Source organism: Vibrio splendidus (genome assembly GCF_003345295.1).
Taxonomy (GTDB): domain Bacteria; phylum Pseudomonadota; class Gammaproteobacteria; order Enterobacterales; family Vibrionaceae; genus Vibrio; species Vibrio splendidus_K.
The window spans coordinates 1,386,684-1,412,474 of record NZ_CP031055.1; the positions used below are offsets into that span (position 1 = coordinate 1,386,684).

At 42.4% G+C, this 25,791-nt stretch carries 31 protein-coding genes and 3 pseudogenes; 25 read left to right on the forward strand and 9 right to left on the reverse strand.

Annotated elements, in window-relative coordinates:
- Positions 1-142 precede the first annotated feature (142 nt).
- The 3 genes from DUN60_RS06220 (at position 143) to DUN60_RS06230 (ending at position 1,740) form a co-directional block, all read left to right on the forward strand.
- The gene (locus tag DUN60_RS06220; protein WP_029222242.1) at positions 143-601 is read left to right on the forward strand and encodes a DUF302 domain-containing protein; all 459 of its coding nucleotides are present in this window, start codon (positions 143-145) and stop codon (positions 599-601) included.
- Between the two features lie 266 nt (positions 602-867).
- Complete coding sequence (locus DUN60_RS06225; protein ID WP_114633509.1) at positions 868-1,383, forward strand: P-loop NTPase family protein; 516 nt, start codon at positions 868-870, stop codon at positions 1,381-1,383.
- Positions 1,384-1,515: 132 nt separating this feature from the next.
- Entirely contained in the window at positions 1,516-1,740 is a 225-nt protein-coding gene (locus DUN60_RS06230; protein WP_032555842.1) for a hypothetical protein, read from the forward strand.
- A gap of 96 nt (positions 1,741-1,836) precedes the next feature.
- On the opposite strand, the gene DUN60_RS06235 is transcribed toward DUN60_RS06230, so the two are convergent.
- On the reverse strand, positions 1,837-2,169 hold the full coding sequence (locus tag DUN60_RS06235) for a PBPRA1643 family SWIM/SEC-C metal-binding motif protein (RefSeq protein ID WP_004733856.1): 333 nt from the start codon (positions 2,167-2,169) through the stop codon (positions 1,837-1,839).
- Between the two features lie 253 nt (positions 2,170-2,422).
- Between DUN60_RS06235 and DUN60_RS06240 the strand changes: the two genes are divergently transcribed.
- From DUN60_RS06240 to catB, 4 genes are all read left to right on the forward strand, one after another.
- Complete coding sequence (locus DUN60_RS06240) at positions 2,423-3,139, forward strand: HAD family hydrolase (protein WP_114633510.1); 717 nt, start codon at positions 2,423-2,425, stop codon at positions 3,137-3,139.
- Positions 3,140-3,174: 35 nt separating this feature from the next.
- Positions 3,175-3,558 (forward strand): nuclear transport factor 2 family protein, encoded by a 384-nt coding sequence (locus DUN60_RS06245; protein WP_114633511.1) that lies wholly within the window; start codon positions 3,175-3,177, stop codon positions 3,556-3,558.
- A gap of 124 nt (positions 3,559-3,682) precedes the next feature.
- A complete protein-coding gene (locus DUN60_RS06250; protein WP_004733853.1) occupies positions 3,683-4,414 on the forward strand; it encodes a glucose 1-dehydrogenase in 732 nt (243 codons plus the stop codon).
- Between the two features lie 93 nt (positions 4,415-4,507).
- Positions 4,508-5,134 carry a type B chloramphenicol O-acetyltransferase gene (gene catB / locus DUN60_RS06255; RefSeq protein ID WP_017112034.1) on the forward strand — a complete coding sequence of 209 codons (627 nt, stop codon included), beginning with the start codon at positions 4,508-4,510 and terminating at the stop codon, positions 5,132-5,134.
- 82 nt (positions 5,135-5,216) lie between these two features.
- Here the strand turns inward: catB and DUN60_RS06260 are convergent, their stop codons facing one another.
- Both DUN60_RS06260 and DUN60_RS06265 read right to left on the reverse strand, forming a co-directional pair.
- On the reverse strand, positions 5,217-6,395 hold the full coding sequence (locus DUN60_RS06260) for a BamA/TamA family outer membrane protein (RefSeq protein ID WP_114633512.1): 1,179 nt from the start codon (positions 6,393-6,395) through the stop codon (positions 5,217-5,219).
- 118 nt (positions 6,396-6,513) lie between these two features.
- Positions 6,514-6,879, reverse strand: a complete 366-nt coding sequence (locus DUN60_RS06265) for a c-type cytochrome (protein ID WP_114633513.1) — start codon at positions 6,877-6,879, stop codon at positions 6,514-6,516.
- Between the two features lie 244 nt (positions 6,880-7,123).
- Here DUN60_RS06265 and DUN60_RS06270 point away from each other — a divergent pair, with 244 nt between their 5' ends.
- The 3 genes from DUN60_RS06270 to DUN60_RS06280 are packed head-to-tail and all read left to right on the forward strand — an operon-like array spanning position 7,124 to position 8,115.
- A complete protein-coding gene (locus DUN60_RS06270; protein ID WP_114633514.1) occupies positions 7,124-7,375 on the forward strand; it encodes a Rho-binding antiterminator in 252 nt (83 codons plus the stop codon).
- Positions 7,376-7,383: 8 nt separating this feature from the next.
- Positions 7,384-7,617 carry a hypothetical protein gene (locus DUN60_RS06275; RefSeq protein ID WP_029225054.1) on the forward strand — a complete coding sequence of 78 codons (234 nt, stop codon included), beginning with the start codon at positions 7,384-7,386 and terminating at the stop codon, positions 7,615-7,617.
- Positions 7,618-7,665: 48 nt separating this feature from the next.
- A complete protein-coding gene (locus tag DUN60_RS06280) occupies positions 7,666-8,115 on the forward strand; it encodes a GyrI-like domain-containing protein (RefSeq protein ID WP_114633515.1) in 450 nt (149 codons plus the stop codon).
- Between the two features lie 224 nt (positions 8,116-8,339).
- Here DUN60_RS06280 and DUN60_RS06285 read toward each other — a convergent pair whose 3' ends face one another.
- Positions 8,340-8,930: a glutathione S-transferase gene (locus DUN60_RS06285; protein WP_244212216.1), complete on the reverse strand. Its 591-nt coding sequence runs from the start codon at positions 8,928-8,930 to the stop codon at positions 8,340-8,342.
- Between the two features lie 173 nt (positions 8,931-9,103).
- Here DUN60_RS06285 and DUN60_RS06290 point away from each other — a divergent pair, with 173 nt between their 5' ends.
- Entirely contained in the window at positions 9,104-11,359 is a 2,256-nt protein-coding gene (locus DUN60_RS06290) for a peptidase U32 family protein (RefSeq protein WP_114633517.1), read from the forward strand.
- A 132-nt stretch (positions 11,360-11,491) separates the two neighbouring features.
- Here DUN60_RS06290 and DUN60_RS06295 read toward each other — a convergent pair whose 3' ends face one another.
- Entirely contained in the window at positions 11,492-11,956 is a 465-nt protein-coding gene (locus tag DUN60_RS06295) for an acyl-CoA thioesterase (protein WP_016786146.1), read from the reverse strand.
- 220 nt (positions 11,957-12,176) lie between these two features.
- Positions 12,177-14,012, reverse strand: coding sequence for an ABC transporter ATP-binding protein/permease (locus tag DUN60_RS06300; protein ID WP_114633518.1), 1,836 nt, complete (start codon positions 14,010-14,012; stop codon positions 12,177-12,179).
- A gap of 576 nt (positions 14,013-14,588) precedes the next feature.
- Here DUN60_RS06300 and artP point away from each other — a divergent pair.
- The 6 genes from artP to DUN60_RS06330 all read left to right on the forward strand — a co-directional run bounded on the left by artP (position 14,589) and on the right by DUN60_RS06330 (position 19,281).
- On the forward strand, positions 14,589-15,317 hold the full coding sequence (artP, locus tag DUN60_RS06305) for an arginine ABC transporter ATP-binding protein ArtP (protein ID WP_102339720.1): 729 nt from the start codon (positions 14,589-14,591) through the stop codon (positions 15,315-15,317).
- A 120-nt stretch (positions 15,318-15,437) separates the two neighbouring features.
- Entirely contained in the window at positions 15,438-16,169 is a 732-nt protein-coding gene (locus DUN60_RS06310; protein WP_054546341.1) for a lysine/arginine/ornithine ABC transporter substrate-binding protein, read from the forward strand.
- Positions 16,170-16,172: 3 nt separating this feature from the next.
- On the forward strand, positions 16,173-16,859 hold the full coding sequence (artQ, locus tag DUN60_RS06315) for an arginine ABC transporter permease ArtQ (protein WP_065205245.1): 687 nt from the start codon (positions 16,173-16,175) through the stop codon (positions 16,857-16,859).
- Positions 16,856-17,524, forward strand: coding sequence for an arginine ABC transporter permease ArtM (gene artM / locus DUN60_RS06320; RefSeq protein WP_017074936.1), 669 nt, complete (start codon positions 16,856-16,858; stop codon positions 17,522-17,524). Before artQ ends, artM begins: the two co-directional genes overlap by 4 nt.
- 823 nt (positions 17,525-18,347) lie before the next feature.
- The gene (locus DUN60_RS06325) at positions 18,348-18,779 is read left to right on the forward strand and encodes a hypothetical protein (protein WP_065205241.1); all 432 of its coding nucleotides are present in this window, start codon (positions 18,348-18,350) and stop codon (positions 18,777-18,779) included.
- Between the two features lie 109 nt (positions 18,780-18,888).
- Entirely contained in the window at positions 18,889-19,281 is a 393-nt protein-coding gene (locus DUN60_RS06330; RefSeq protein WP_065205240.1) for a hypothetical protein, read from the forward strand.
- Between the two features lie 30 nt (positions 19,282-19,311).
- Here the strand turns inward: DUN60_RS06330 and DUN60_RS06335 are convergent.
- Positions 19,312-20,267 (reverse strand): annotated as a pseudogene (locus tag DUN60_RS06335) (IS110 family RNA-guided transposase).
- 362 nt (positions 20,268-20,629) lie between these two features.
- On the opposite strand from DUN60_RS06335, the gene DUN60_RS06345 reads away from it, so the two are divergent.
- Positions 20,630-21,058 (forward strand): bleomycin resistance protein, encoded by a 429-nt coding sequence (locus tag DUN60_RS06345; RefSeq protein WP_114633520.1) that lies wholly within the window; start codon positions 20,630-20,632, stop codon positions 21,056-21,058.
- Positions 21,059-21,088: 30 nt separating this feature from the next.
- Here DUN60_RS06345 and DUN60_RS06350 read toward each other — a convergent pair.
- Together DUN60_RS06350 and DUN60_RS06355 are read right to left on the reverse strand one after the other, a co-directional pair.
- Positions 21,089-21,367 (reverse strand): annotated as a pseudogene (locus tag DUN60_RS06350) (transposase); the annotation flags it as partial.
- A 1-nt stretch (position 21,368) separates the two neighbouring features.
- Positions 21,369-21,503, reverse strand: a pseudogene (locus DUN60_RS06355) (IS110 family transposase); the annotation flags it as partial.
- 91 nt (positions 21,504-21,594) lie between these two features.
- On the opposite strand from DUN60_RS06355, the gene DUN60_RS06360 reads away from it, so the two are divergent.
- The 7 genes from DUN60_RS06360 (at position 21,595) to DUN60_RS06390 (ending at position 25,785) form a co-directional block, all read left to right on the forward strand.
- Positions 21,595-22,197, forward strand: coding sequence for a DUF922 domain-containing protein (locus DUN60_RS06360; protein ID WP_114633521.1), 603 nt, complete (start codon positions 21,595-21,597; stop codon positions 22,195-22,197).
- Between the two features lie 422 nt (positions 22,198-22,619).
- On the forward strand, positions 22,620-23,045 hold the full coding sequence (locus DUN60_RS06365; protein ID WP_017083679.1) for a hypothetical protein: 426 nt from the start codon (positions 22,620-22,622) through the stop codon (positions 23,043-23,045).
- 156 nt (positions 23,046-23,201) lie between these two features.
- Positions 23,202-23,543, forward strand: coding sequence for a hypothetical protein (locus DUN60_RS06370; protein WP_114634306.1), 342 nt, complete (start codon positions 23,202-23,204; stop codon positions 23,541-23,543).
- 192 nt (positions 23,544-23,735) lie between these two features.
- Positions 23,736-24,107: an acyl carrier protein gene (locus DUN60_RS06375; protein ID WP_114633522.1), complete on the forward strand. Its 372-nt coding sequence runs from the start codon at positions 23,736-23,738 to the stop codon at positions 24,105-24,107.
- A 78-nt stretch (positions 24,108-24,185) separates the two neighbouring features.
- Positions 24,186-24,830, forward strand: coding sequence for an HAD-IA family hydrolase (locus DUN60_RS06380; protein WP_061024348.1), 645 nt, complete (start codon positions 24,186-24,188; stop codon positions 24,828-24,830).
- Positions 24,831-24,946: 116 nt separating this feature from the next.
- Entirely contained in the window at positions 24,947-25,294 is a 348-nt protein-coding gene (locus tag DUN60_RS06385; protein ID WP_065205237.1) for an SH3 domain-containing protein, read from the forward strand.
- A 152-nt stretch (positions 25,295-25,446) separates the two neighbouring features.
- Positions 25,447-25,785 (forward strand): hypothetical protein, encoded by a 339-nt coding sequence (locus DUN60_RS06390; protein WP_017083684.1) that lies wholly within the window; start codon positions 25,447-25,449, stop codon positions 25,783-25,785.
- Positions 25,786-25,791 lie beyond the last annotated feature (6 nt).

A 25,791-nucleotide genomic window follows, 5' to 3' on the forward strand; every position in this document is an offset into this window, starting at 1 on the left:
ATGATAATAAGACGCATTAGAAAAGTGATCCTCTCTGCAAACTGAGAATGGAAACGCGTCTATACTGACATGGGTTACGTCGCTGATTTTGGAAGTGGCGCTATGAATGTAAGTTTGATTAGGTTAAATCTCAGAGGTGACGATGAAAAAATTACTACCACTATGCGCCATTTTACTCTCGGCATCATTTTCAGCTGCGGCTTCTGATGGTTTGATTAAATACCAAAGTAATTACTCAGTGAAAGAGACTGCTGACCGCTTTGAAGAAATCGCCAAAAGCAAAGGTTTGACCTTGTTTGCGAGAATCGACCATCAGAAAAATGCGAGTAAGGTCGATCTTGAATTGAGACCAACGGAAGTCATCATCTTTGGTAACCCAAAAGTAGGGACACCATTAATGCAATGCGCTCAAGATGTCGCGATAGACTTACCGCAGAAGGTGTTAGTCACTGAGGATTCTAATAAAGAAGTATGGCTATCTTACAACGATCCTAATTACTTGGTAGAGCGTCACGCAATCAATGGCTGTGACGAAGTGGTTAAGAAGATATCGGGTGTACTAAGCAAGCTTTCAGAAGCGACAGTGGCGAAAGCTGAATAACCGAGCCAATAAGCACTCATTTAGACCATTAATGGGTGCGACTTGACGATGATATAGCTTCCCAATCAACGTTTGGCTGCATTGACAACTAAGCAACAATATATAAAAGTAGTGTTATGAAACTGAATTTAGCGTCATCTAACCAACGAATTACCATCATTCCATAGGAATGGTGGGATTGTTGATGCGCTTTGTTTATCAAACCCACCCGTAAGGTGGGTTTTTTGTCGCTGTCTTATGGGTTTTATCTGAATAGAGGAAGTCATATGAAAAAGGTCTCGGTTTTTGGCAAGCCTGGGAGTGGAAAGTCCACAATCAGCAAGGCGTTAGCTCTAGCTACAGGGATAGAGCTTCACCAGTTGGACTCTATTGTTTATAAGGCCAACGGAGAGTTTGTTGAACGTGAAGTATTCGAGCAAGCTCATGAGAGCATACTTAAGTCAGAACGCTGGATCATCGATGGTTTTGGCCCTCTAGGCTCGTTTAACACACGGTTAGATGTAGCTGATACCTTGGTTTATATCGACCTTCCTTATTCAACTAGCTACTGGTTTGTGACTAAGAGAATGCTCAAAGGTTTATTTGTTAAACCTGAAGGTTGGCCTGATGGAAGTTCAGTGATAAAAGGCACGATACAAAGTTATAAGACACTAAAGCTGTGCCCTAAATTTTGGAATGATGACTTTAGAGCGCAGTTAGAATTGCGCGCTAAAGAGAAAGAGGTTTACATCATCAGAAGCGTGACTGAATTGAATAACTTTGTCCGCCAACACGTCACTTAACAGGTGAGAGCTTACCTTTCTTTGAAACGCTTTAATTTGCTCATAACTTCATGAAAATATTTAGATTTAATTCAACATGTGGCATATTTGCCATGTGTTGAATTTGTGCTTTAAGTTAAGGCTATAGATATTATGTATGGAAGTGAGAAGACGAGAGCGTTCTGCTGTAACTGTAAGGAACTTACACTGCATAAGTACACTATGTTCAGTAACCAAGCCGAAAAAGCGCCACAAGATGTAAAGAAGCCAGGGTTGCTGGGAATGATTTTATCGTCATTAGCTTCAAGCGGCGGAACCGGTGATTATAAATGTATAAAGTGTGGAACCAATTTGCGAACACCAGACAATCTAGACTGAGTTTGGCTTGGACAAATAAAAACGGGAAGACCTCAATGATCTTCCCGTTAGGCATTACTTAACTCAGCGTGCTATTGGCAGTTTGAGTGAGAAGTCTTATGCACAACACTTCTTGTATTTCTTACCGCTACCGCAAGAACATGGGTCGTTACGGTTAGGTGTCTTTTCGAACGTCATTGTTTTTGGCTTATTTAGCAACGTGTCGAACTCAAGCGTGTTTTCTTCTTTAGTTGCATCAACAGATACAGTAACAAAGATTGAATGCTCGGCCGCGATTGCTTCAACTTCTGCTTTACGAGCTTCAGTTTGAACCATTACCGCAACTGGTGACTCTTCAGTACCCACTTTAACATCGCGGTTTACATTGTAGCCAGCAAGAACGTGGTTCTGTCTTGTTTCGATACGGCCTTTGAAAAATAGTTTCGACATTGGGTACTCACAAAATTTGGGATGACGCTATTCCTATGCTAGGTAGCGTTATAGAGCGGGGGATTATACGCATATATTCCAATTGATAAAGCAGTGATGTGAGTAAAGATTGTTGGTTTTTGTTTGCCAGCAATTATTTGTTTTATAGCTTTGTTCTAATTAGACTAATTTTGAAACTCAAGACAATAAGATTTCCCTTAACAGGGCTTCAAGTGATAAATTAAAATCGTCAATTTAAACAACGAGATACCCCATGAAGTTAGATGCCATTCTGTGGGATTACGATGGAACCTTAGTCAATTCAGTTCCGAAAAATATCGCAATCACCAAAGACATTATCTCTGTGGTCGCGCCACATTTGTCCGGTGATAATTTACCAAAATATTTGTTGAGTGAGGCGCTTTATCACGAAGCCAACCACGGCGCAAAAAACTGGCAAGCCTTGTATGTCGACTACTACGGCCTATCGCATGATGAAATGTTGATCGCCGGTGGAATGTGGGCAGAGCATCAAGAGAAAAATCAAACTGCTGTCACCTTGTTTGACGGGATGAACACTGTGGTAAGTCAGTTTGCTCATCTTCCTCATGGGATTTGTTCTCAAAACTCTCAATTGAATATTCGTGGTGTACTCGACAGTTATGGCATTGGCGATTTCTTTAAATCGGTCGTGGGTTATGACGATGTCTCGAACGGCCACCAAAAGCCACACCCGTTTGGTGGCGTGAAATGTGTTGAGAACATATTTGGCGCCGATCAGTCTAACGAGCTTTGTTTGATGTACATCGGTGACCATGAAGCGGACACACAGTTTGCTCGCAATATTGAAGCAGCATTGGGTAAGAACGCAAAAGTGATTGCCGTGGCCGCCGGCTATAGCCGATCTGAGCCTGAAAACTGGCAAACCAAGCCCGATTATATTGCCAACCATGTCGATGATCTTTTAACGATCATCGGCAAGTACGTATAAAAATCACTACACCTGAATGAATTTAAGGAAGAATAATGACACCAAAACAAGTGGTATTAGGTTTTTGGGATGCAATGCGCAGCAACGATTTTGCCAAGGCAAGCGAATGGCTGGCCGCAGATTTTGAAGGCTTTTGGCCTCAGTCGTCTGAATTGACGGTAGGCCGCCACAACTTCACGGCAATCAACGCTGAATACCCAGCCAATGGTGTTTGGGAATTCACCCTCAATTCAATTGTTTGTGAGGGTAATACCGTAGTAACAGACGTTTCGGTTACTGACAGTGTATTGAAAGACCGAGTGATTACCTTTCACACGGTGGTTGATGGTTTTATTCAAAAGCAAACTGAGTTTTGGCCAGACCCATTTGAAGCGCCGGCGTGGCGATCGCAGTGGGTTGAGGTTGTATCGAGCAATTAAGTTTGTATCGATACGATCAGTTTGTAACGAACAACCAGGTCGTATCGAATAATCAGCTTATATCGAACAATCAGGTGCATCGAAAAATCAGGTTATAACAAACAAGTGGTATTAGGAGGTTTCATTGAGCAAGGTAGTGATTGTAACAGGCGGAAGCCGAGGTATTGGCGCAGCGACGTCTAAATTGTTGGCCAGTAAAGGCTATGCCGTATGCGTTAACTTTATACACAATGAGTCGCGAGCTGAAGATCTAGTGAACGAGATTCGCGAACAAGGCGGAACCGCGATAAGCGTGCGTGCGGATGTGTCTGTTGAATCGGACGTGAAATCCTTATTCGAGATTGCTCGTAACAAGCTAGGTCCAGTGACTCACTTAGTCAATAATGCAGGGATCTTGTTTACCCAGTCACCATTGGTTGATATTGAATTGGATCGCTTTGAAAAGGTGATGAAATCCAACGTATCAAGCTGCTTTCTGTGCAGTAAAGCCTTTATCAAACAAGCTGATGGCGCGGGTTCGATTGTGAATGTATCGTCTGCCGCTTCTCGCACAGGCGCACCGTTTGAGTATGTGGATTACGCAGCATCGAAAGGTGCGATGGATTCACTCACCAAAGGCTTATCGCTTGAATTGGCTTCACGCAATATCCGAGTGAATGGCGTAAGGCCTGGTTGTATCTACACTGAGATGCACGCAGACGGCGGAGAACCTGATCGCGTAGACAGACTAGCTTCGCAGCTACCATTACAACGAGGTGGTACACCAGAAGAGGTGGCTAACTCTATTGCATGGTTATTATCAGACGAAGCTTCGTATGTAACCGGTTCGTTTATTGATATTGCGGGCGGTCGATAAGGCACGTTGGCATTTACACTAAGATAAACCTGTTAAAACCATAAACACGCAACAAAAGTACCTAACTAAAAGAACGAAACTAAGAGTACAAACATGAAAAACTATTTTGAGAGCCCGTTTGTCGGAAAGTCACTCAAAGAACAAGTGACCAACCCAAACATCATCGTGGGCGAGCACAGCTACTATTCAGGCTACTACCACAATCACAGCTTTGATGATTGTGCGCGTTATCTGCTGCCTGATAGAACAGACATCGACAAGTTGATCATCGGCAGTTATTGCTCGATTGGTTCTGGCGCTGTGTTTATGATGGCGGGCAACCAAGGCCATCAAAATCAGTGGGTGAGCACTTTCCCGTTCTTCTACCAAGACGACGAGAAGTTTGAAGATGCGATAGACGGCTTCGAACGCTCTGGTGATACCGTGATTGGTAACGATGTGTGGATTGGCACAGAAGCCATGATCATGAGTGGTGTTAAGGTCGGTGACGGAGCAATCATCGCAAGTCGAGCTGTTGTGACTAAAGATGTAGCGCCATACTCGATTGTCGGCTCAAACCCTGCGCGTCACATCCGTTATCGTTTTAATGAAACTGAAATCGCTCAGTTGCTAGAAATGAAATGGTGGGAGTGGAGCGAAGAACAGATCAAAGGCGCAATGTCGTTGATGTGCTCTTCAGATATCAATGGGCTTTATCATTATTGGAAAGCGATCAAGTAATCGCTGTTACCTGAGCACTTTGTCTCATCGTTACCGCTTTAGTTTATCGCTCTAGTTTGCCGGGTAAGCACAGCGTAATGAATTAGATACCCGCACCGACTTGGAAGTAGAGGGCGGTATCTTCTTCACTAAAAGCAATATCAATCCCTGAAATCAAACCATAGCGTCTTGCGATAAGGTATCGGAAACCGACGCCATAAGCAGCGTGAGAACTTTGATCAAACATGTCTTTATCGCTGTCACCCGCATAGCCAATTCCCGTAAACACCGCGGTTGACCAACGTGGTGTCCATTGTTTGCTTACTTGAACTTCTGCCGCGACGGTGTGTTCACCTTGATAGCGATTGCGGGCGATACCTCTGAGTTCAATGTCTGGGTAATATTGAGGGGAAAGCACGCGTTCATTGGTCGACAATGATTTGTACTGTCCTCGCAATGCTAGGTTCCACTCCTTGTTTAACTCCCAATAGTTCAGCCCTTCCAAATTAAACGTTTGGTAGGTGTAGTCACTGCCAATCGCATCACCAAACCAAAGATATTCCGCGACATAGTTGTATCCTTGCGTCGGATTCAAGAAGCTGTTCTTGCTGTCGTACTCGGCGATGAGACCCAAACCGGAAGAGGTCGGTGAGGTGTTGCCAATGTTGTTTAAGATTTCTTGCGCTTTAGGATGATTATTAAGTGAGAGTGTTGGTGCGAAGAACTGTTGAGAAAAACCCAGTAACCATTGCGAGTCGGGTATTCTAAATTGGAGCTTCTGTATCCCGCCCATGCCTTTGAGTCCTAGCTCAACACCTTCGTTTGGATCGAGTGGAGACAAGGCGTTCGGAGAGCTTTGTCTATAAAAGGTCATGTTGATATCGCCATAACCTAATCCACCAAGGTAGCGTATTGAGTCTTCATTCCAACTGCGTTTGTGACCAACAAACGCCATCCAAGTGCCATTTTCTGTCGCAAAGCCGCCAATCGCAGTGATTGCAGGGGTGAGAAGTTGCGCGCCACCGTCGATGGATTTTTCGGCGAGTTCTTTACGCGTGTTTTTTTGCTCTTCAGATTCGTGCATGAAGATACCAGTGAAGCCGCCACCGTATCCTACCGCAGGCTCTGTAATGAGAATTGGGACAGGAAGAAAGCCGTAGGCATTTTCTGCGAGGTATTCTCCCATATCGAGTTGGCCATCAATTTCATCGATAAAGCTGACGGAGTGTGTCGCCGTAGAAACAAGGATCAGGCTACTTAGTGCTAAAGGTATAAAGGTCATAACATTCCGTATTATTCACTATCCATTAAATTGAGTGTAATCAATCAAGTAGATAGCGCAATAGAACGAGGAGTATTAACCGATATCTCTGTTTAAAAGGCGAATGGAACAGCGTTTACTATTGGATAGTTTCTACGTACGTCAGAATATCCAGAGCATCTTGCTTGGTAATTGTACCTTTCCACGCTGGCATGCCTTGTTCTACATCGCCCTCTAAAATGTCATCCGCCAAAGAGCTTGGGCTGGCAAAAAAGCCGCTCAGTTTATTAGCGATGTTGGCAGGTTTGTGTGGTGATGAAGCGGCAGTGGGGCCATCACCGTGTCCTTTGTCGCCATGACACACCTGACAAAGCTGCGTGTATTTGGCTTTACCATTGGCAAAGTGCCTCGCATCGATTTCTGAGGCGGCACTCGCATTAAACGTCATCATTGCAGCGACTAAACCTAAGAAAGCTAACACGTGTAAGTGGTTCATGGTTTTCATTGTATTGTTCTCAATTATTATTTAACAACGAAAGAATAAGCAGTCGCGAGTAGAAGAAACGTGAATAGGTAAAGCGGGATTAAGCTAAGTTTACAAGTAAGTTTAGAAGTAGCTTTAGACGTAAATTTATAAACAAGTTTAGTTGCGGACGAACATCAATGTGATTTGGGTAAATGATTGATTATATGCATATTGCATAGTATGGCGTGTCGCATTAGCGTGGTGGATGAATTGGAGGGGTATTATGATTAGTTGCAACGATTACGATTATATTGAGATTGTGTGTATGCACCGATACCCAATCAAATTAACGCTGAAGTCTGGTGAGCAGATTGAATGTGTCGGATTAGATACTCAACGCAATGACAGCCGTGAAGAGTGCATTAAGGTCAGTATTCAAGGTGTAGAACAACTTGTCGTACTCACTGATCTTTCCACACTAGAAGTCTGTATCGACAATCCTCATTTTCAGCAGATTTCATTCAAAACGTCATAGGCTTTCAAATGAATAACACCATAGAGCAATGCTATTGCACCGCGTGCCGAGAAGACACACAACACGTTGTTGTGTTGGTCAGAAAGACGAGTGCGTTTGCAGACAAACCTAATCAAAAGCGACACGAGTTTTGGGCGGGAGTGGTTAAAGGTTGGTTCCTTGGCCCGTTTATCGCGTCAATGGATGAGTTTTCTCGTCACCTTGTGTGTGAGAAGTGCGGCCATAAAGAGATTGAAGACTAAGTATTGATTTAATATGCTGAGACTAACGTTGGCTAGGAATGAAAACAAATGAAAGTTGAAACGATTGAAGCCGTAAAGGCGTATGGTTTTTCAGTAAGAACCACTAATACCGATGAGATGGACTCAGCCAAAGCCAAGATAGGGCAATTGTGGCAGGGCTTTTTTGACCAAGCGTTTCCAAAATTAACGCCGGATTCAAAAGTGTACGGTGTCTACACCAACTACGAGTCAGACTTTACGGGTGAATTTGATGTTATCGCTTGTACTAGCGCACTCACCGATAACAATTTAGATGCGCTTGTAGAAACCGAAATACAAGCAGGCAAATACTTAACGTTTTCTGCTGAAGGTGAACTCCCTCAAGCGGTGATCGATCTATGGGGTGAAGTCTGGGCGTATTTCAACGCAGTGGATTGCCCACATGTTCGAACTTACACGACAGATTTTGAATTCTACAAAGGCGAAACTGAAGTCGAGATTTCGATAGCGATTCAGTGATCAGTTTAAAATAAACAAAAGGCTTAACTTAGACTCTAACATCCGGTTAAAGGACTGCAGTATCCAGTTAAGAGACAGTAGTTATCGGTAAAGAGACTGCGAAAAACCAGTTAAGCCTTTGAATATCTGTTCATTCCAAATAAGATACAGTGTCACGTAATTACCTTAATACCCACGCCTTATCTAACCCTGAATTCCCCTAGCTCACCCCAAATTCCCTTAGGTCACCCAAAAAGGCATTCTTGCTTGGTTTCATTCCACAAAGGGTATTGCTTCATGACTTGGGTGTAGAGCTTACTTTCCAAGTGAGCTCTTAACCAACGTCCTACGTTTTGATATTCAGATTGCACAAACCACTTCTTTTCGACTCGTACAAACTGGCTGACAAAAGGCATCACGGCAAAGTCGGCTAAGCTTGGGGTTTCTCCGAAAAAGTAGGGCTGTTCGGTGAGTAGCGTTTCTAGCTGACTAATGAACGCTTCGCAGGCTTGTCGACGTAGTTCAACATCGATGTTTCGATAACGAACAGACGCTCTGTACTTTTCTAAGTGGCCAATAAAATCTTCATCGTTGATTTTGATGAGCTGGTGGACTTGTTGGCTAAGTGTTGGATTACTTGAACGAAGAAGATCTTGAGGATCGTTTTGCTGAAGTGCCCAGTTCATCACATCCAAGCTCTGCTCAATGATTTGTCCATCTGGCAACACCAATACCGGAACGGTACCTTTTGGCGAACTGGCCAATAGTTCGCTAGGCTTGTCTTTGGTAACGATTTCTCGAAGTAACACTTTTTGCTGTGATAGTGCGATGCCCATTCGTCCGCGCATGGCGTAAGGGCAGCGACGTAAAGAATAAAGGATAGGTAAATCGGATTCGTTTGGCATTATTGAGGTCATTTAGTTTGAAAAGTGTTGTTAGGTGGTAAAGAGATCGTGATGTAGGTAGAATACGCGGCTTAAAAATTATAAGTAAGTGAGCGACTTCAAAAATGAGCAGAAAGATTGAGTTATTAGCCCCAGGTGGCGATGTAGAGGCGATTAAAGCAGCTATCGTAGCGGGTGCTAATGCGGTTTATTGCGGTTTAGACACCTTCAACGCTCGTAACAGAGCCTCTAACCTATCGTTAGATGAGTTGAATGGTGTGATTCGCCTTGCTCATGAATACGGTTGTGAAGTGTTTCTGACTCTTAACGTTGTGCTGCTGGAGCATGAAATTAAGAGCATCACTAAACTGTTGAACCAGCTTGTGAACACTAAGCTTGATGGCATCATCGTTCAAGATCTTGGTTTGTTCGATTTGGTGAAAAAGCATTTCCCATCGTTAGATGTTCACGCATCGACTCAGTTAACGACACACAACGAAGGCCAGATTAAGTTCTTGTCTAAAATTGGCGCAACACGCGTTAACTTGTCTCGTGAATTGAACCTGCCAGAAATCAAAATGCTGACGGAAGTGGCACACGACCACGATGTTCTAACCGAAGTGTTTGTACATGGCGCTTTGTGTATCGCATTCTCTGGCCAATGTTACTCAAGCTCAGTAAGTGTGGGTAACTCAGGTAACCGTGGCCGTTGTAGCCAAGCATGTCGTGATGAATACGAAATCACTGATGCAGGAAACAAGTTCCCACTGAACCTGAAAGATAATTCAGCGTACTACGACCTACCTGAATTGGTTGACGCGAAAGTCGACTCATTGAAAGTTGAAGGCCGTATCAAAGGCGCACACTACGTATACACAGTGGTTGATACGTGGCGCAAACAAATTGATAGCTTTGTAGAAAGTGGTTTGTTGATCGAAGACGATTCAAACCTGCACAAAGTATTCAACCGTGATTTCACTAACTCTTTCCTTAAGGGCAACCTAACGAAAGACATGTTCATTGATAATCCTCGTGACAACAGCATGAACTACGCCGTTGATAAAGCGACGAAAGAGAACAATGAAATCTCAGTGGTACAAATTCAAGAAGTGACCAGCGATCTTTATGAAGCGAAAAATGCCCTAGGCAGTGAAATGCGCGACAAGATCGAGTTCCTTGATATTCGTAAAACACCCGTGTCATTGTCGTTTAGCGCTAAGGTGGGTCAACCATTTACGGTGACAGTGAACACACCAAAAGAAAACTTTACGGTTCAATCTCAATCGTTATTGGCAACAGCTAAAGAGACTGCGATTACTCAGGCGTTACTTGAGAAGCGTTTCAAATCAGTGAAGAGTGCGGTTCATACGCTAGAAAACTGTAACTACGACAACTTAGATGAAGGTCTGATTCTTCCTTTGAAAGAAGTGTCGGTCTTAAAAGACGAAATCGATTTCATCTTAAACGGTTCTGTGAAAGTGATTAAGCACGTTGACGTGCCAGCACTACCACAACACCCTAAGGTGAACGAGAAGCCAACCATGTCGATGCTCATCGCGGATGTGGAAGACTTGCACCTGTGTGATGTAACTGAAGCGGACGTTTACTTCAAACTGCCTGAAAGCTTCAAGAAGCGTTGTAACAAGTACATCGACATCTTGGCTGCAAACCCACGTTTGATTCCTTGGTTCCCAGCAGTATTGATCGGTAAAGACTACGACGAAGCGGTTCGTATTCTTGAAGAGATCAAGCCAACTCGCATCGTAACCAACAACACGGGTATTGCCTACAAAGCTTACGAGATGGGTATCGAGTGGGTTGCAGGCCCGTTCATGAACACGACCAACTCTCACGCACTGGTTACGCTGAAAGAAGAGCTGAACTGTGCTGGTGCTTTCATTTCGAACGAGATCAACAAAGGTCAGATTCGTCATATTCGTCGCCCTGAGAACTTCAAACTGTTCTACAGCATCTACCACCCAATCTTGATGATGACTAGCCGTCAGTGTTTCTTCCAAAGAACCGTTGGTTGTAACAAGCCAAGCATCGAAGCAGGTTGTATGTTGAAGTGTGAGAAAGCGACCACGATTACTAACGTGAAAGGCATTTCTTTCGCGGTTGATAAACAGAAGGGTGGCTACCCAAGCATTTACAACCACGAGCAGTTCTTAAACCATGACGCTGTAACGGATTTCTCAGGTCTGTTCGACGAGTTCTTCATTGACCTGACCAACATCGGCGCGGGTTCGAAAGAAGTACAAGACAAAGTAGAGCTGATTAAGCACTTCCAAGGTTTGATTGACGGCGTTGATGGCTCACAACAGAACCTAGAGCAGATGGTTGAAGTTCGAACTAATGCTCAATACGTCCAAGGCTTATAGGGTTCAAAAACTATAAGCTCCAACGTCTATAGCCAAAAGCTTATAAGCCCAGAAGACCAAATAAAAAGCCACTCAATCGAGTGGCTTTTTAATGTCTGAAACTTTCTGAGTCTTTCTCAATCAGCGAACACGTTATTCCGTTACGGCTTCCTGTTTGAAGCATGGGCTCTTTAACGTGTTCATCTTTTCAATTTCGTTGGTTAAGCGTAGCGAGAGCAGGGCTTTTTGGTTTGAAGCAAAATCAAACATCACGATAGTCGCGGTGCCTATGGTCGTCAGTTTCTGCTGAGTTTTACTGACAATCGCGTATTCCATGGTGAATCGGTCATCTTGAATATCAGTGACACGAGAGCCAATCATCAAGGTATCTGGATACGTGACTGGGCGGAAATACTTACAGTAAGTGTCACCAAGAACAGGGCCAACTTTGGTAATCGCCATCTCTTCCATCAGCTCAACGTGCTTGAAAAAATCTAAGCGAGCGGTTTCGAAATAGCGAAAATATACGGCGTTGTTAACGTGATTGAGTGCGTCCATTTCTCCCCAAGCGACAGGGATTTCTGTTACTACCGGGTAGTCAGATAATAGTGCTTCCATGCGAACTCTCTTATTGTTATCTGTGTAGTTAATGTTATCTGGGTAATTAATGTTATCGGCTTATCCTTCATCGGGATAAGTTGTTATTGGAATAAAAACCCTACCGCTAAATTAACAAAACTGCAACACGTGTGATTTAAGTTTTTGAAGCTTGAAACCACACAATGTCAGTGACTTAGTCTTTCATTACTTAATGACTTAAACGCTTTTGCTCTATAACTTAGCTACTCAGGTGTTTGAATTGCAGTTCAACTAGGCGTTGGTACAATTCGCAGCTATTGATGAGAGACTGGTGGTCGCCGATGTCTACTAGCTGTCCTTTATCGAGCACCGCAATCTGGTCGGCGTGTTTAATTGTTGATAATCGATGGGCGATAATGATCGTCGTTCTACCACGCATTAACTCTTCTAAAGCTTGTTGAACGTGATGCTCACTTTCGCTGTCTAGTGCGCTGGTTGCTTCATCTAACAATAGAATATTCGGATCTTTTAGGATGGCACGAGCGATGGCAATGCGTTGTCTTTGTCCGCCAGACAATCTCACGCCACGTTCACCAAGAAAGCTGTGATAGCCTTCAGGCAAGTTCTGAATGAACTCGTGCGCGTGCGCTTTTTTCGCCGCTTCGATCACTTGCTCGTCCGTTGCTTCTGGGTTTCCGTATCGGATGTTATGGAACACATCGTTACTGAACAGAGCAGGCTGCTGAGGAACTAATGCCATCTGCTTTCTTAGCTCATTTGGATCAAACTGATTCAGTTCAACACCGCCTAATGTTACTTTACCTACTTGTGGGTCGTAGAAACGTTGCAGCAGTTCAAATAGGGTGGTTTTACCTGCACCTGACGGGCCAACCAATGCCAACACTTTACCTTCATGAGCCGTTAGCGTGAGGTTGCTTGTTGCGGGCTGGTCTGGTCTTGATGGGTAACAGAAGGTCACATCATCAAAAGCAACTTCTGGTGTCACGTTATCCAGTGGTGTTGGGTTTTCAACAGGCGCAACAATGTGGCTTTCAACTTGTAGAATTTCAATTAATCGTTCTGTCGCACCTGCCGCACGTTGCAATTCACCCATCACTTCAGAAATCGTACCTAGTGATGAAGCAACCATGATCGCATAGAAGACAAATGCAGCCAGATCACCCGCCGACATAGTGCCGTTAATAACATCACTGCCGCCAACCCAAAGCATGCCTGCAATCGCGCTGAACACGATAACAATTACACCAGAAATAAGAATCGCGCGCTGTTTAACGCGCTGGCGTCCAATCTCATAAGCCTTTTCCACTTCTACCGCGAATGAAGCTTTCTCTTGCGCTTCTCGGCTGTAGCTTTGCACCGTTTTAATATGCTCAATCGCTTCACCTGCGTAAGACCCTACATCAGACATAGAATCTTGGCTTTGACGAGATAGGGCTCTTACACGACGCCCGTACACAAGAATTGGAATCAAGATAAACGGCACCGACGCCAATACAATCAACGTCAGCTTAATATTGGTCGCAAACAGCATGATGATTGCACCAATACACATCAACGCGCTGCGCATCGCCATAGAGAACGACGAACCTATGATGCTTTGAAGCAGAGTGGTATCCGTTGTGATGCGCGACATGATGTCGCCACTGCCATTGGTTTCGAAGTAACTCGGATGCAGCGTCACGACATGATTGAAAACTGACAAGCGAATGTCCGCACTTACACGTTCCCCAACAGAAGAAACCAAATAGAAGCGGAAGAAAGTACCAATCGAGATCAATACGACCACGACCATGATGAACTGAATTGCGCTGCCTAAATCTGAGAGTGATTGTTGGCTAAAACCTTGGTCGATAAGAAGACGAATACCGTGTCCGACTGAAAGGGTTAAGCTCGCCGTAAAGATCAGGGCGAGTAGTGCGACGAGCACTCGACCTTTATAAGGCTGAATGAATTTGCTTAGCTCAAATAAAATGCTGAGGCTTTTTTTCTCTGGCTTGGGCTCTGGCGCTTGTTGAGTCGATCGCTGAGTCTGTCGCTGGTTCGAGTCGAGCGTAGAAGAGACATCGTTTTGCATATGACTGCCTTAATGTGTTGTCGCTTTAAAAATAGATGGCTTATTACTTATTACTTGTTACTTGTTACTTCTTGCTTATGGTTTATGGCTTGTTGCCAGTACTGCGCGTTGTTCGCTGGGAAGTAGTTGTTGTTGAGAATAGAACCCATTAAAGCATTTATTGCGCTGTGACGCTCCCTAGGAAATTCAATTTCCAATATTTCATCATAACCAACTGCATAGTTCAAAACGACATTAAAGGAAAACTAAGCATTCTGGTCCAGTCAGTTCGATAGGAAAACGAGGGATTTAACCCTAATTTTTATGCAAGCAAATTGGCGTTAATAGGAGAGTGCGCTCATAAGTTAGCAATCGAGCAATGATTTATAAATTGACAGTAAAACGATTGCTTTTTGTCTCGATATTAACTTTATCAATGACTTGCAATTTTTGGTTGTAAGACCAGTTATAGCGACTGTTTTTTGTGCAATATTTGTTACAAAAATTCAACAAAGTAGTTTTTTATACATTTTTCTTGCATAAAACCTCGGATTGAATAGAATAACCAACAAATGACAATTAATGCAGTATTGTGGCATGAGTATTCAAGTAAAGAGCATCAACAAATCATACGGTGATACCCAAGTTCTTCATGACATCAGCTTCGACTGTGAGAGTGGCGAAACCTTGGTATTGCTTGGCCCAAGCGGCGCGGGCAAGAGTTCACTACTGCGTGTTTTGAACCTGCTAGAAATCGCGGACAACGGCGAATTAGACATTGCTAACGAGCAATTCGACTTTGCTGGTCAGATCCAAGAGAAGCAAGGGCTTAAACTGCGTCGTAAAGTCGGCATGGTGTTCCAGCAATACAACTTATGGCCACACATGACGGTGATGGAAAACTTGATTGAAGCACCAACGAAAGTTGCGGGTTTGGACAAGCAAGAGGCGATCAAGCAAGCTCAAGAAGTACTAAAGACACTTCAACTTGAAGATAAAGCTGACGCTTGGCCACTTCAACTGTCTGGCGGTCAACAACAGCGTGTTGCGATTGCACGTGCGCTGATGATGAAACCGGATGTGTTGTTGTTTGATGAGCCAACAGCGGCGCTTGATCCTGAGATCACCAACCAAGTCGTGAGCATTATTAAAGAATTGAGCGGAACGGGCATTACCCAAGTGGTCGTAACGCACGAAGTCGATTTCGCGAAGAAGATTGCTAGCCACGTTCTGTACCTAGAGAAAGGGTACATCGTTGAACACGGCACCAGCGATTCATTCGTTAATCCGCAGACACCTGAGTTTGCTGAATATTTGACTCATTAAGTAAGTCACTTATTAAAAGAAAGTTGACTCACTAGATTTAGCTAAAAACAACATCGATCAAAACAATCAAATTATAAGAATGGCCACAGGCCGCTATCAAACAGTATTCGGAGTAACAACATGAAAAAGATTCTACTAGCTTCACTTATCGGCCTTGCTTCTTTCAACGCAGCGGCGCAAGAAGAAATCAAATTCGCAATGGAAGCAACTTACGCACCATTCGAATACATGGACGAGAACAATCAAATCCAAGGTTTTGACGTAGACCTAGCAAACGCACTTTGTGAAGAATTGAAAGCAACGTGTACTTTCCACAACCAAGCATTCGATAGCTTAATTCCTGCTCTTAAATTCAAACGTTACGATGCGGCTATCTCGGCAATGGACATCACTGAAGCGCGTCTTCAACAAGTGAACTTCTCTAACGCATATTACGACAACTCTGCAGCATTCATCTCTTTCGAAGGCAAAGTAGCAGACCAAGCAGCACTAGAAGGTAAGCGTGTTGGTGTTCAAAACGGTTCTACTCACCAGAGCTTCCTACTTGAGCAAATGACTGGCGTAACAGCGGTACCTTACTCAAGCTACCAAGATGCATTCATCGACATGAAAAACGGTCGTATCGATTCTGTGTTCGGTGACACAGCCGTTGTAGCAGAATGGTTCAAGAAAGAAGACAACCTAACGTACGTTGGCGACCAAGTAACAAACCAAGAGTACTTCGGTAACGGCTTTGGTATCGCAGTAAACAAGAGCAATCAAGAACTTGTAGACCAGCTTAACGTTGCACTTGCAGCAGTGAAAGCGAACGGCGAATACGACAAGATCTTCAACAAGTACTTCGGTAAGTAATTTATGGAATTAACGGGTTACTCTTTAGGGCTCGTCGAAGCAAGCTGGATGACTGTTCAGCTTGCATTCGTAAGCCTATTGGTTGGATTGGTTCTAGCAGTTTTGTTTGCAAGTGGTGAGATGTCTCGTCGTATTGCAATCAAATGGCCAACGACTGCATTTGTGACGATTGTTCGTGGTTTACCAGAAATTCTGGTCGTACTGTTTATCTACTTTGGTTCGACACAAGTTCTGTTCATGATCACTGGCGACTTCATCGAAGTGAGCCCGTTCTTATCTGGTGTTGTTGCACTGTCACTTATCTTTGCTTCTTACGCTTCACAAACCATCCGTGGTGCTTTGAAAGCAGTTAGCAAAGGGCAGAGAGAAGCAGCAAGCGCGCTTGGTATCTCTCAATCACGTTCATTCTTTCGTATCGTGTTACCTCAAGCGGTAAGACACGCGCTACCTGGGTTAACCAACCAATGGTTAGTGTTACTGAAAGACACCGCATTAGTATCGCTAATTGGCGTAACGGATTTGCTGAAACAAGCACAACTAACATCAGCTGCAACGCACGAAGCATTCACTTGGTACGCGACAGCAGCAGCAATCTACTTGGTCATCACTTTAATCACACAAAGATTGGTAAAAGTGATTGATAGTAAGTTCTCTATTCAAGGTTTGGGTAACAAAGGGGCAATGGCATGAATCAACAATACCTCTCTCAAATGCTTGAAGGCTTAGCGACTAGCCTTCAACTCACAGGCGCTTCATTGCTGGTTGGTTGTATCTTATCGTTGTTAATGACAGTAACGCTGATCCTTAGATTACCAGTAATACATTGGTTCACTCGTGGCCTTATTACGCTGTTCACCGGCACACCATTATTGGTGCAAATCTTCTTGGTGTATTACGGCCCGGGTCAGTTCGATTGGATTCGTGAAAGCTTCCTATGGACTTGGTTAAGTCAACCTTGGTTCTGTGCGATGTTGGCATTGGCTTTGAACACGGCGGCATACAGCACGCTACTGTTTAGAGGCGCATTCAACGCGATACCTGCAGGGCAGTGGGAAGCATGTCGTGCACTTGGCATGGACAAAATCGCAACGCTTAAAGTGTTACTTCCATACGCACTACGCCGGGCCGTTCCTGCTTACTCGAACGAAGTGATTCTAGTCTTCAAAGGCACGTCACTGGCAAGCACCATCACCATCATGGATTTGATGGGCTACGCTCAGCGTATCAACGGCCAAACCTACGACACACTCACCGTGTTCGGTATTGCTGGCGCATTCTACTTAGCAGTGAACGGTGTACTAACGTTGATCTTCCGCCAAGTAGAGAAGAAAGCCCTCGCATTCGAAGCCGCGTAAGCTAGCCACTCACAAGCTTAACTAACGTATAAAGCCTGCCATTTATGTTCGCATAGATGGCAGGCTTTTTTGTGTTTGGGGTATGCGTACAGGTGCTATTTTTATATCCAGTAGTTCGGTTTTTTTGCGAAATTCATACTATATGGAAATATTCTGCATTTTGTCATTCAATGAGCCTATCTATGTTTTAAGTCACTGAAATACTGTGATTAATTGTGGTAGAGTTCCGCTCATATGAAACTAGATAGAATACTTCTGTATTTAAATGCAGAATTTTTCTGTCTAAGAACTGTTAAATGTCACTACTTTTTAGGTTGTGTTTTTAGTGTTTTATATACGCTTTGTTTACTGTTTTACCATGCTGTTTGTTGAGGTTTTTACAAATAGCAAAGCTTAAAAGTAGCGTCGATTGTGCTGTCACTTTCATTGGTTAACTTGTATTTCGTCAATTTGTAAATTGCGGTTTTTTAGCTTTCCAATGTGGCTTTATTTTCAATTCGTCAGCTAGTTTTTGATTTTAGGTTTGAAATCTAAAAGGGTGTTTATAAGCGTTCGTAAACTGTTTAATTATTAGTTTTTTGTCATCTTCGTAAAGTGTTTTCTACGGAGTTCAAAGTTAATAATTAAGTGGCTTTAAATCGTGATTGTTTACGTTATTATTCCAATTCGTTATGCACTTGTATTTGTTTGGTTTCAAACTGATCGTGAGCATTTAACAAGCACTTTAAACGGAACAAAAACAGTTGGCTACGTTTCGCTTCGCTCCACATTATAGCCAACCATTTTTGTCCGCTTAAGTGGGCGTTAGCAGTACAAGGAAGTTATGAGCAAGCAAATTTGGGAAATCACAGTTCAAGACTTATCGGATCATAGTGTCTGGCAGTTTCCTATGTGGAAAGACGATAGTTTTGATGAAACCGTTATTGTTCCTGCAAGTGAAAGTGATGCTTTAGATCCTAATTCAAACATTATCGTCAGAGCTAAATTTCTCGATTCAGAAGGCTTTGAGTTTGTTGGTTTTATAAATTACGGTTTAACTGAGATTGAATATTCTCAACCATGTATGTTCGTAAAAGATGAGGTTGTAGGTTTTTGGTTTGGTATTTCTAAACCAAGTAAAGCTGACTTAACTAAGCTTAATTTTCCAATTGTAGCAACTTCAACCCCAGTTTATGGGTTAAAACCTAAGTCAGTAATCATTGAAGGCTACGGCTATATAAATGAGGGTTCTAGCAGTTGTGTAGTGCACTGCTAACAAGGCACTTAAACGGAACTAAAACAGTGGGTTACGTTTCGCTTCGCTACACATTTTAACCCACAATTTTAGTCCGCTTAGTGCGGCGTTAGTTGCTCAAAGGTAAATCATGGAAATAGCGAATATCTTAGAAAGTCTAGAGCAAATCAGTGGGAGTGAACTAGTCTATTGTTCGATTCCATTTATGGATGTTATGACAGAGGTTTATGTTGTTGGGCAGGTACAAACAGATGTTCCAGGCATTGTACTTGGTGAACGAGAGCCATATTTGTCACACAAAACAGTCTCAGAGTTTATTGCAGAACTTCGAACTTTTGGTGCAAGGTTTCAAAATAGTGATTTTCTCATCGAGTTGACACACATACTCAATGATAAAGAATATGAGTTGCGTTATTACAGATTAAACCGCATAGAAATAGCAGAAAGCAGTGTTACATTGTTTACAGAAAACTCTGAGGTCTACGATTTCAGAGAACGATATGTAGAGCCTGAGCTGGAATAGGCAACTAACAAACGACTATGGCGTCAATGATTAGTTTTTGGCTGTATTTCCATCCCACATGGCGCCATCTCTCAGCATAGAGTTAAGGGTCACAACCATCTTTCGGACACACGCGATTATTGCGACTTTTTTAGGCTTTCCGGCAGCTAAAAGTCGAGCATAAGTCGCTTTGAATACAGGGTTACATTGCATGGCTGACATCATTGCCATATATAACACTGTGCGTACTTGCGCTCGACCGCCTTGGATCACGCGCTTACCTTTGTAGCGTCCACTTTCGCGTGTGATTGGAGCGACACCAATCAGTGATGCCGCTTGTTTATTCGTGATGTAACCAAGTTCAGGTACGTTGCTAATTATTGATGCGGCGGCAATGTTTCCTATTCCGGGGACGCTTTGCAATATTGTGTTTTTAGCCTGGTATTCAGGGCTATCTTCAATGAGTTTAACGAGCTTTTCTTCTAACTTGGTGATTTGATTTTTTATCGTGGTTAGCATTGGCTTGATAGTTGGATGGAGAGAAGCGGGAAGTATCTGGATTCGGTTTTTTCCATGGTTTGCATGGATAACAACTGGTTTCGGCGAATAACTAAGTCACTCATTAAACGTATGTTTTTTGGCTTTATTACAGTAAGAGCTGGTTTGATTGCTTCTCCATAGTGAGCGATCAACTCTGCATCTAAACGATCATTTTTAGCTCTGCGGCCAATAGCACCAGCGAATCGTTTTATGTGGACAGGATTTGCTCTAACAATAGGTAGTTGAGCTTCTGCACATGCAAGAACAAAAGGCATTTCTAATCGGCCTGTTGCTTCAATAACTATACGTTCAGGATTATGACTTTTAATTGTTTTGAGTGCTTTCTTGATTCCTTTTTCATTGTTCTCTACTGAGAAAAATAGGTCTAGTGGCCTGATATGGATGTCTAATTGTGTTTTGCCGGTATCAACTCCAACGTTGATGCTTTGATTGATTTTGGTATTCATAATAAGCTAACTCATGCTTGCGTAATGCGGGTTCAAGACCCAGTCGACTATTCGAGGTTTATGCTTGAAGTCCTATGTAGCGTTCATGTTTGTTATCGGTCTCTCGATAGAGGAGCCAGCGTTTAAACGAACTGCTACATAGAAAGCTTTAGTTGCAGCTAAAGCCTGGGTCTCACATTACCCGATTGGAGTGCTTATTATCCATACAAGCGTTTAAGACAGATTCGCAACGCTTGGCGTTTTCGGTTTGATTCGGCTTTAGTGTTTACGGCACAATACTTTAAGTTTGGTGGTCGCGCTGCTTACTACTTAACGCGGCGTTATAACACAAGCAGTATTACAGCATATAGCAAGGATAGATTATGGAAGAATACTGGAATCCGATGGTTCCCGAATTATCAGTGAGTAATTTTGAAGCGTCGTTATCATTTTACGTCGATGTGCTTGGCTTCTCTGTACGTATTAAGCGAGAAAATCCTGATTTTGTATACCTTGAACAAGAACAGGTTCAGATAATGCTCGAACAAATCACGGATTCAGGGTGGATTACTGGTGAGTTAGTTACTCCATTAGGACGTGGAGTAAATTTTCAAATAGAGCTTTCAGACTTAGATCCGCTAGTTGAAAGACTGAAGAAAGCTAACGTACGTTTTTTTCGTGATTTAAAAGAAACATGGTATGACATTGGTGAAAAGCTATCAGGTGAACGAGAGTTTCTGATACAAGATCTAGATGGTTATTTACTAAGGTTTACCCAGCACCTTGGAGAGAAAGCGAAACCGTCAGAGTAGTGTTATAACAAACGACTATGGCGTCAATGATTAGTTTTTGGCTGTATTTCCATCCCACATGGCGCCATCTCTCAGCATAGAGTTAAGGGTCACAACCATCTTTCAGACACACGCGATTATTGCTACTTTCTTAGACTTTCCGGCAGCTAAAAGTCGAGCATAATTCGCTTTGAATACAAGGTTACATTGCATGGCTGACATCATTGCCATATATAACACTGTGCGTACTTGCGATCGACTGCCCTAGATTACGCGCTTACCTTTGTAGCGAACACATTCGCGTGTGATTGGAGCGACACCAATGAGTGTTATTTGCTATTGAAGTCTGTAGTTTAGAGCGGGTTACTGACTTATGAAGTATGACCTTACCATTTTGGTCATCGGCATGAAGACTAAAGTGGTTTTTGGCTAGGTCGATACCGCAGAAATAAGAATAATCAGACATGGTGCCTCCGATGCATTTAAGTACCGCATAAGTGTGGCAGATCCTCGGTAGGGGGAATCCATGTCATTCGCTATATGCTTCAAGGAAGATGATGAAAAAAATAGTACTTTCAATATGTTGCTTAATGGCGTCCAGTCAGGCTAGTGCTGACGTTAAGCTAGACTTTACCTTCGAGAAAAAGTTTGAAGTGTATGAGGTTAGCGGGAATAGTGTTGAAGAAATTGAACGCCCATTTAACGCTAGACCTGAGTTTCTCGTAAATGAAGGCTTTGACGGGTACACCGCATGGAAATATGACTTCAATACTAATGATGATACTTGCGAAATTAATGAATTTAAGCTGGAAGTTACCTATACACTTCCGAAGTTCGAAATGTCTAAGACTTCAGTTGAATCGGCGGAGGAGTTTCGCCTATATCTAGAAAAGCTCTATCGGCATGAGCAGATTCATTGTGCTCTTGCAGTTAAGTCGATGCATGAAATTTATTTAGCCTTTAAAGGTGGGCAGCGCGGAGGGTGCAGTAGTGCTAATGATAGAGTCATTGAACTTGAAAGTGACTTAGTGAAAAGTAATGCTCTGTTTGACGTTTATACATCGCATGGAGAGATTGAATTAGCAGAGTCTCCTTTTGGTGAGAAGCCTTACTTAAAAATATGCGAAATACCTTTCGCGCCGATGTCACCACGCATATAACAATAAATTTAAGAGTGATTCACAACGCTTGGTGTTATAACTTTCATAGTCTTTATCAATGATTTATCGGTGTAATATTGAAAAATTAGATTTATATTATTGGATTTACAATCCACTATATGTATATTGAGCTCTCTTTTATAATTAAATCAGTGGTTTAAAGGTGAATGCGTTAAAGATCTCTTCAGTAATTATCTCAGGACTACTGATGTTTGGTTGTGCATCTCCAGTTAAAAATAGATAAATCAAATATAGAACTTGTTACGAAATTATAACAAACAATTTAACCTGACTCGCGACGCGTAGCAGTATTACTTCTAGTCAGGTTTAGTGTTTAAGGCGCAATGCAGAATCTTTGCATTGCGTTGCTGCACAAGTTAATTGGGAGTTATGCGCTACTCCAACTTGAGAAGGTAGTACAAGTGGAAACTAGAGTTAAAAAGTCAGTTCGGTATCTTGCCTTGGGTATTCTTATCTATCCGTTTCTTTACATGATACTCAATTTTATTATCCCGATTCTAATGGCGACTTTGGGCGAAGGTGGTCGCTCGTTAGTTGAAATTCTTGAGTATTTTACTTGGTTTATAATGCCTTTTTTTTCGGTGCTCTATTTGTTAGCTTTCTATCATTTCTCGCCAATGTTAGGTAAATGGCATCAATGGGTTGGGTATACTTTGGTTTTTGCCGCTGCGCTAATCGAAATAGCGATGCCCTGGATGGAATCTGGCCTGGTGTTTAAGACAGCATCTTTTCTATGTCAGCTTTTCGAGATAGGCATTTTGGTTAGTTGTCTGTTCGTTTTTAGCAATAAGTTGAGGCCAAATTCTGAGCTTGGAAGTAACGTATAGCAAGTCTTGGTCTCACCTTACCCGATTGGAGTGCTTATTATAAATGCAAACTGCTTCGTGATAACTTTCAACGCATGGCACGTGATAATTTTGTGTTTCGTTGCTCAAACCTTAGCAAGGCGTTATGTGCCAGATAGTCTCGAACAGGTAGGTGTCATGAATAATTTGTTCACATATATATCTGCGATGAAGAATGAGCCTGATGGCCTGTCGATAGTAGAGAAAGTAATAAACAAACAGACTTCCGAAGAAGATGGCATTCTCATGGAAAACAGTGATTTGTTCGTAAAGTTTAACAATGGCGTTGCTATAAAAAAGCTAACTGAGCGTGAATTATCCGGACACGTAACGGGCGCAGTTTGCGAGGAGTGTTGGATTTCATATGAAGTAACAGAACAGCCGAGCGCTTTAAATATAGCGCCCAAGAAAAAGAACTTTATTAATCAATGCCAAGAGTCGTTTGGGCTAAAAATCAATAAGGTTCAATCAAGCACATGACAGACTACTAAAGAGTGATTCACAATGCATGGCATTTTTACTAAGCCTTCATTTTAGTGATTAAGGTGGTGTCTGGCATCTTTGGTATTCCGTTGTTCACCCCTTAACAAGGTGTTAGCTCTACTTGTCAATTCTGCGTATTGGCGGGGTTGTTAGCTACTCAATTGGGTGTTAGGCATCAAAGAGGAAAATATGAAATATCCCAAACTTGTGTTCTGTTCAGTGTTAGCAATCACGTATTCAAATTTCGCTTGGGCTAATGGCTGTGATGCAGTAGACGATAAAGTATTAAATGCAATGGCTAAGGCTTTCGATGTTCGTGTGGATGAAATTGCTATTGATGGTACATTTTATGATCAAAACTTTGATACTGATGTTTTAGATCTCATAACTGTAGTTGTTGATATGGAAGAGGCTATTGGAGTTGATCTTAAAGACGAAGATGTAGTTGACCCGATAGTTTATTTCGATGAAGAAGAGTTTGAGCCAAAAATTAAAGGCAAGGTAACGGTCCGAGAGTTTCAAGAGATTGTCCAAACAGCGTGTGCTAACTCTCTCGGCTAGGCGTTGGTTGTTGGAAGTACCTAAAGGCGTTATGTTTCATTTCTACGTTCGTATTTGCACATTTAAGGAATAGGTTTGATAAATAGATATTCATGCAATGGTTTTATATTTGATGTAGATGCAACTCTTGTAAACACCACACTGGTTATAAATAATATTTGGAAAGAGTGGGCATTGCAAAAAGGAGTTGAGTTTTCAATAGTACATCCACACGTTCACGGCAGAAAAATTAGCGAAACTTTAGAATTAGTAGGTTTTCAATATGCAAATGCGAATGAAGAAAACGTAGTTAAAAAAATCGCAATAAAAGCAATGGAATCAGCTACTGAAATTGATGGAGCACTGAGTTTTGTAAAAACCATACCTAAGTGTTCGTGGGCAATCGCAACGAGTGGTCCAAGAAATGTGGCTGAGACAAGTTTACGTGCATCCGGGTTTGAGTTACCTGAGATTATGATATGTGGTGAAGATGTTAGCATCGGTAAGCCACACCCAGAACCATTTGTGCTTGCCGCTGAAAATCTAGGTTTGAATGCGATGAGCTGTGTTGCCTTTGAAGATTCGCCAGCGGGTGTCAAATCGGCTAAAGAAGCAGGGTGTTTTACTGTTGCTATATTAACTAGTCATAAAGAATCTGAATTAGCTTTAGCTGATCTAATTGTTAATAGCTTTTCAGATCTGGCAATTGAAAACAGAAACGGTTCATATGAACTATGTTGGTGAAAACTTAACAAGGCGCTTAAGTATGATTCGTGAAAGCATACTATTCTCGCTTCGGTCCAATTTGGGCACACGTTCACTCACAGCTTAACGTTATGTAAATGGAGCAGAAATAAGCTATGGAATACAACGTCGTTAAAAATTATAAGGATGATCCAGAATTACCTATTCGAATCGTAAAAGATGAAAAATTGCAGTTTGTAGAAGAATCCAACCCAGAAGGTGATTGGGCAAATTGGATTTTTTGCCGAGGAGAAAATAAAGAAGGCTGGGTTCCAAAACACATATTAGCTGTAAATAACAGTGAAGTAACCGTACTTGAGGACTATTTTTCCAAGGAACACCGTTTGATAGTTGGTGACATTCTAGTAAAGGAACATGAATTAAACGGCTGGATCTGGAGTTATAAATTAGGTAATTCGGAAGAATTAGCTTGGGCTCCTTTAAATCATCTGTGCGCTGTATAAATTCATATCGAAAGTTGCTAAAGCAAGCAGCTAACACTTAGCATTTTCGTTTTGCGTTACGTTTGTGTTTAAGGTTGTCCACTCAAGATTCAGTATTTCCTTGATCACACCTTAGCTTTGTGTTTTGTAACAATGAGGAAAAGATAAATATAATGAACAAGTTAATGTCATTTGTAGTTACGTCAAACTTTCTATCTCTTGGTTTTGTTTATTTGTTCGAACGGTTGACAGGTTCTTTAGCAATCCAGTTCTTGAGTGACTACGCCTTTTACTCAATGCTCCTACTTATTGGGCTCGGCAGCATCTTCTCTTTTTCGGGGCACAAAGTAGGTTACAGCGATCCAAGTAATGTGGCGGGTGTAGCGGCAAGTAGTTTGATTGAAAATAACTCTTCTAAACATACTGTTGTAACTAAGCTTGAAAGTACCGGGTTAGGTGGTCGTTTTTTACTCGCTAGTTTATTCCCTTTAGCTTATTGCGTGATCGCATAGGTCAAC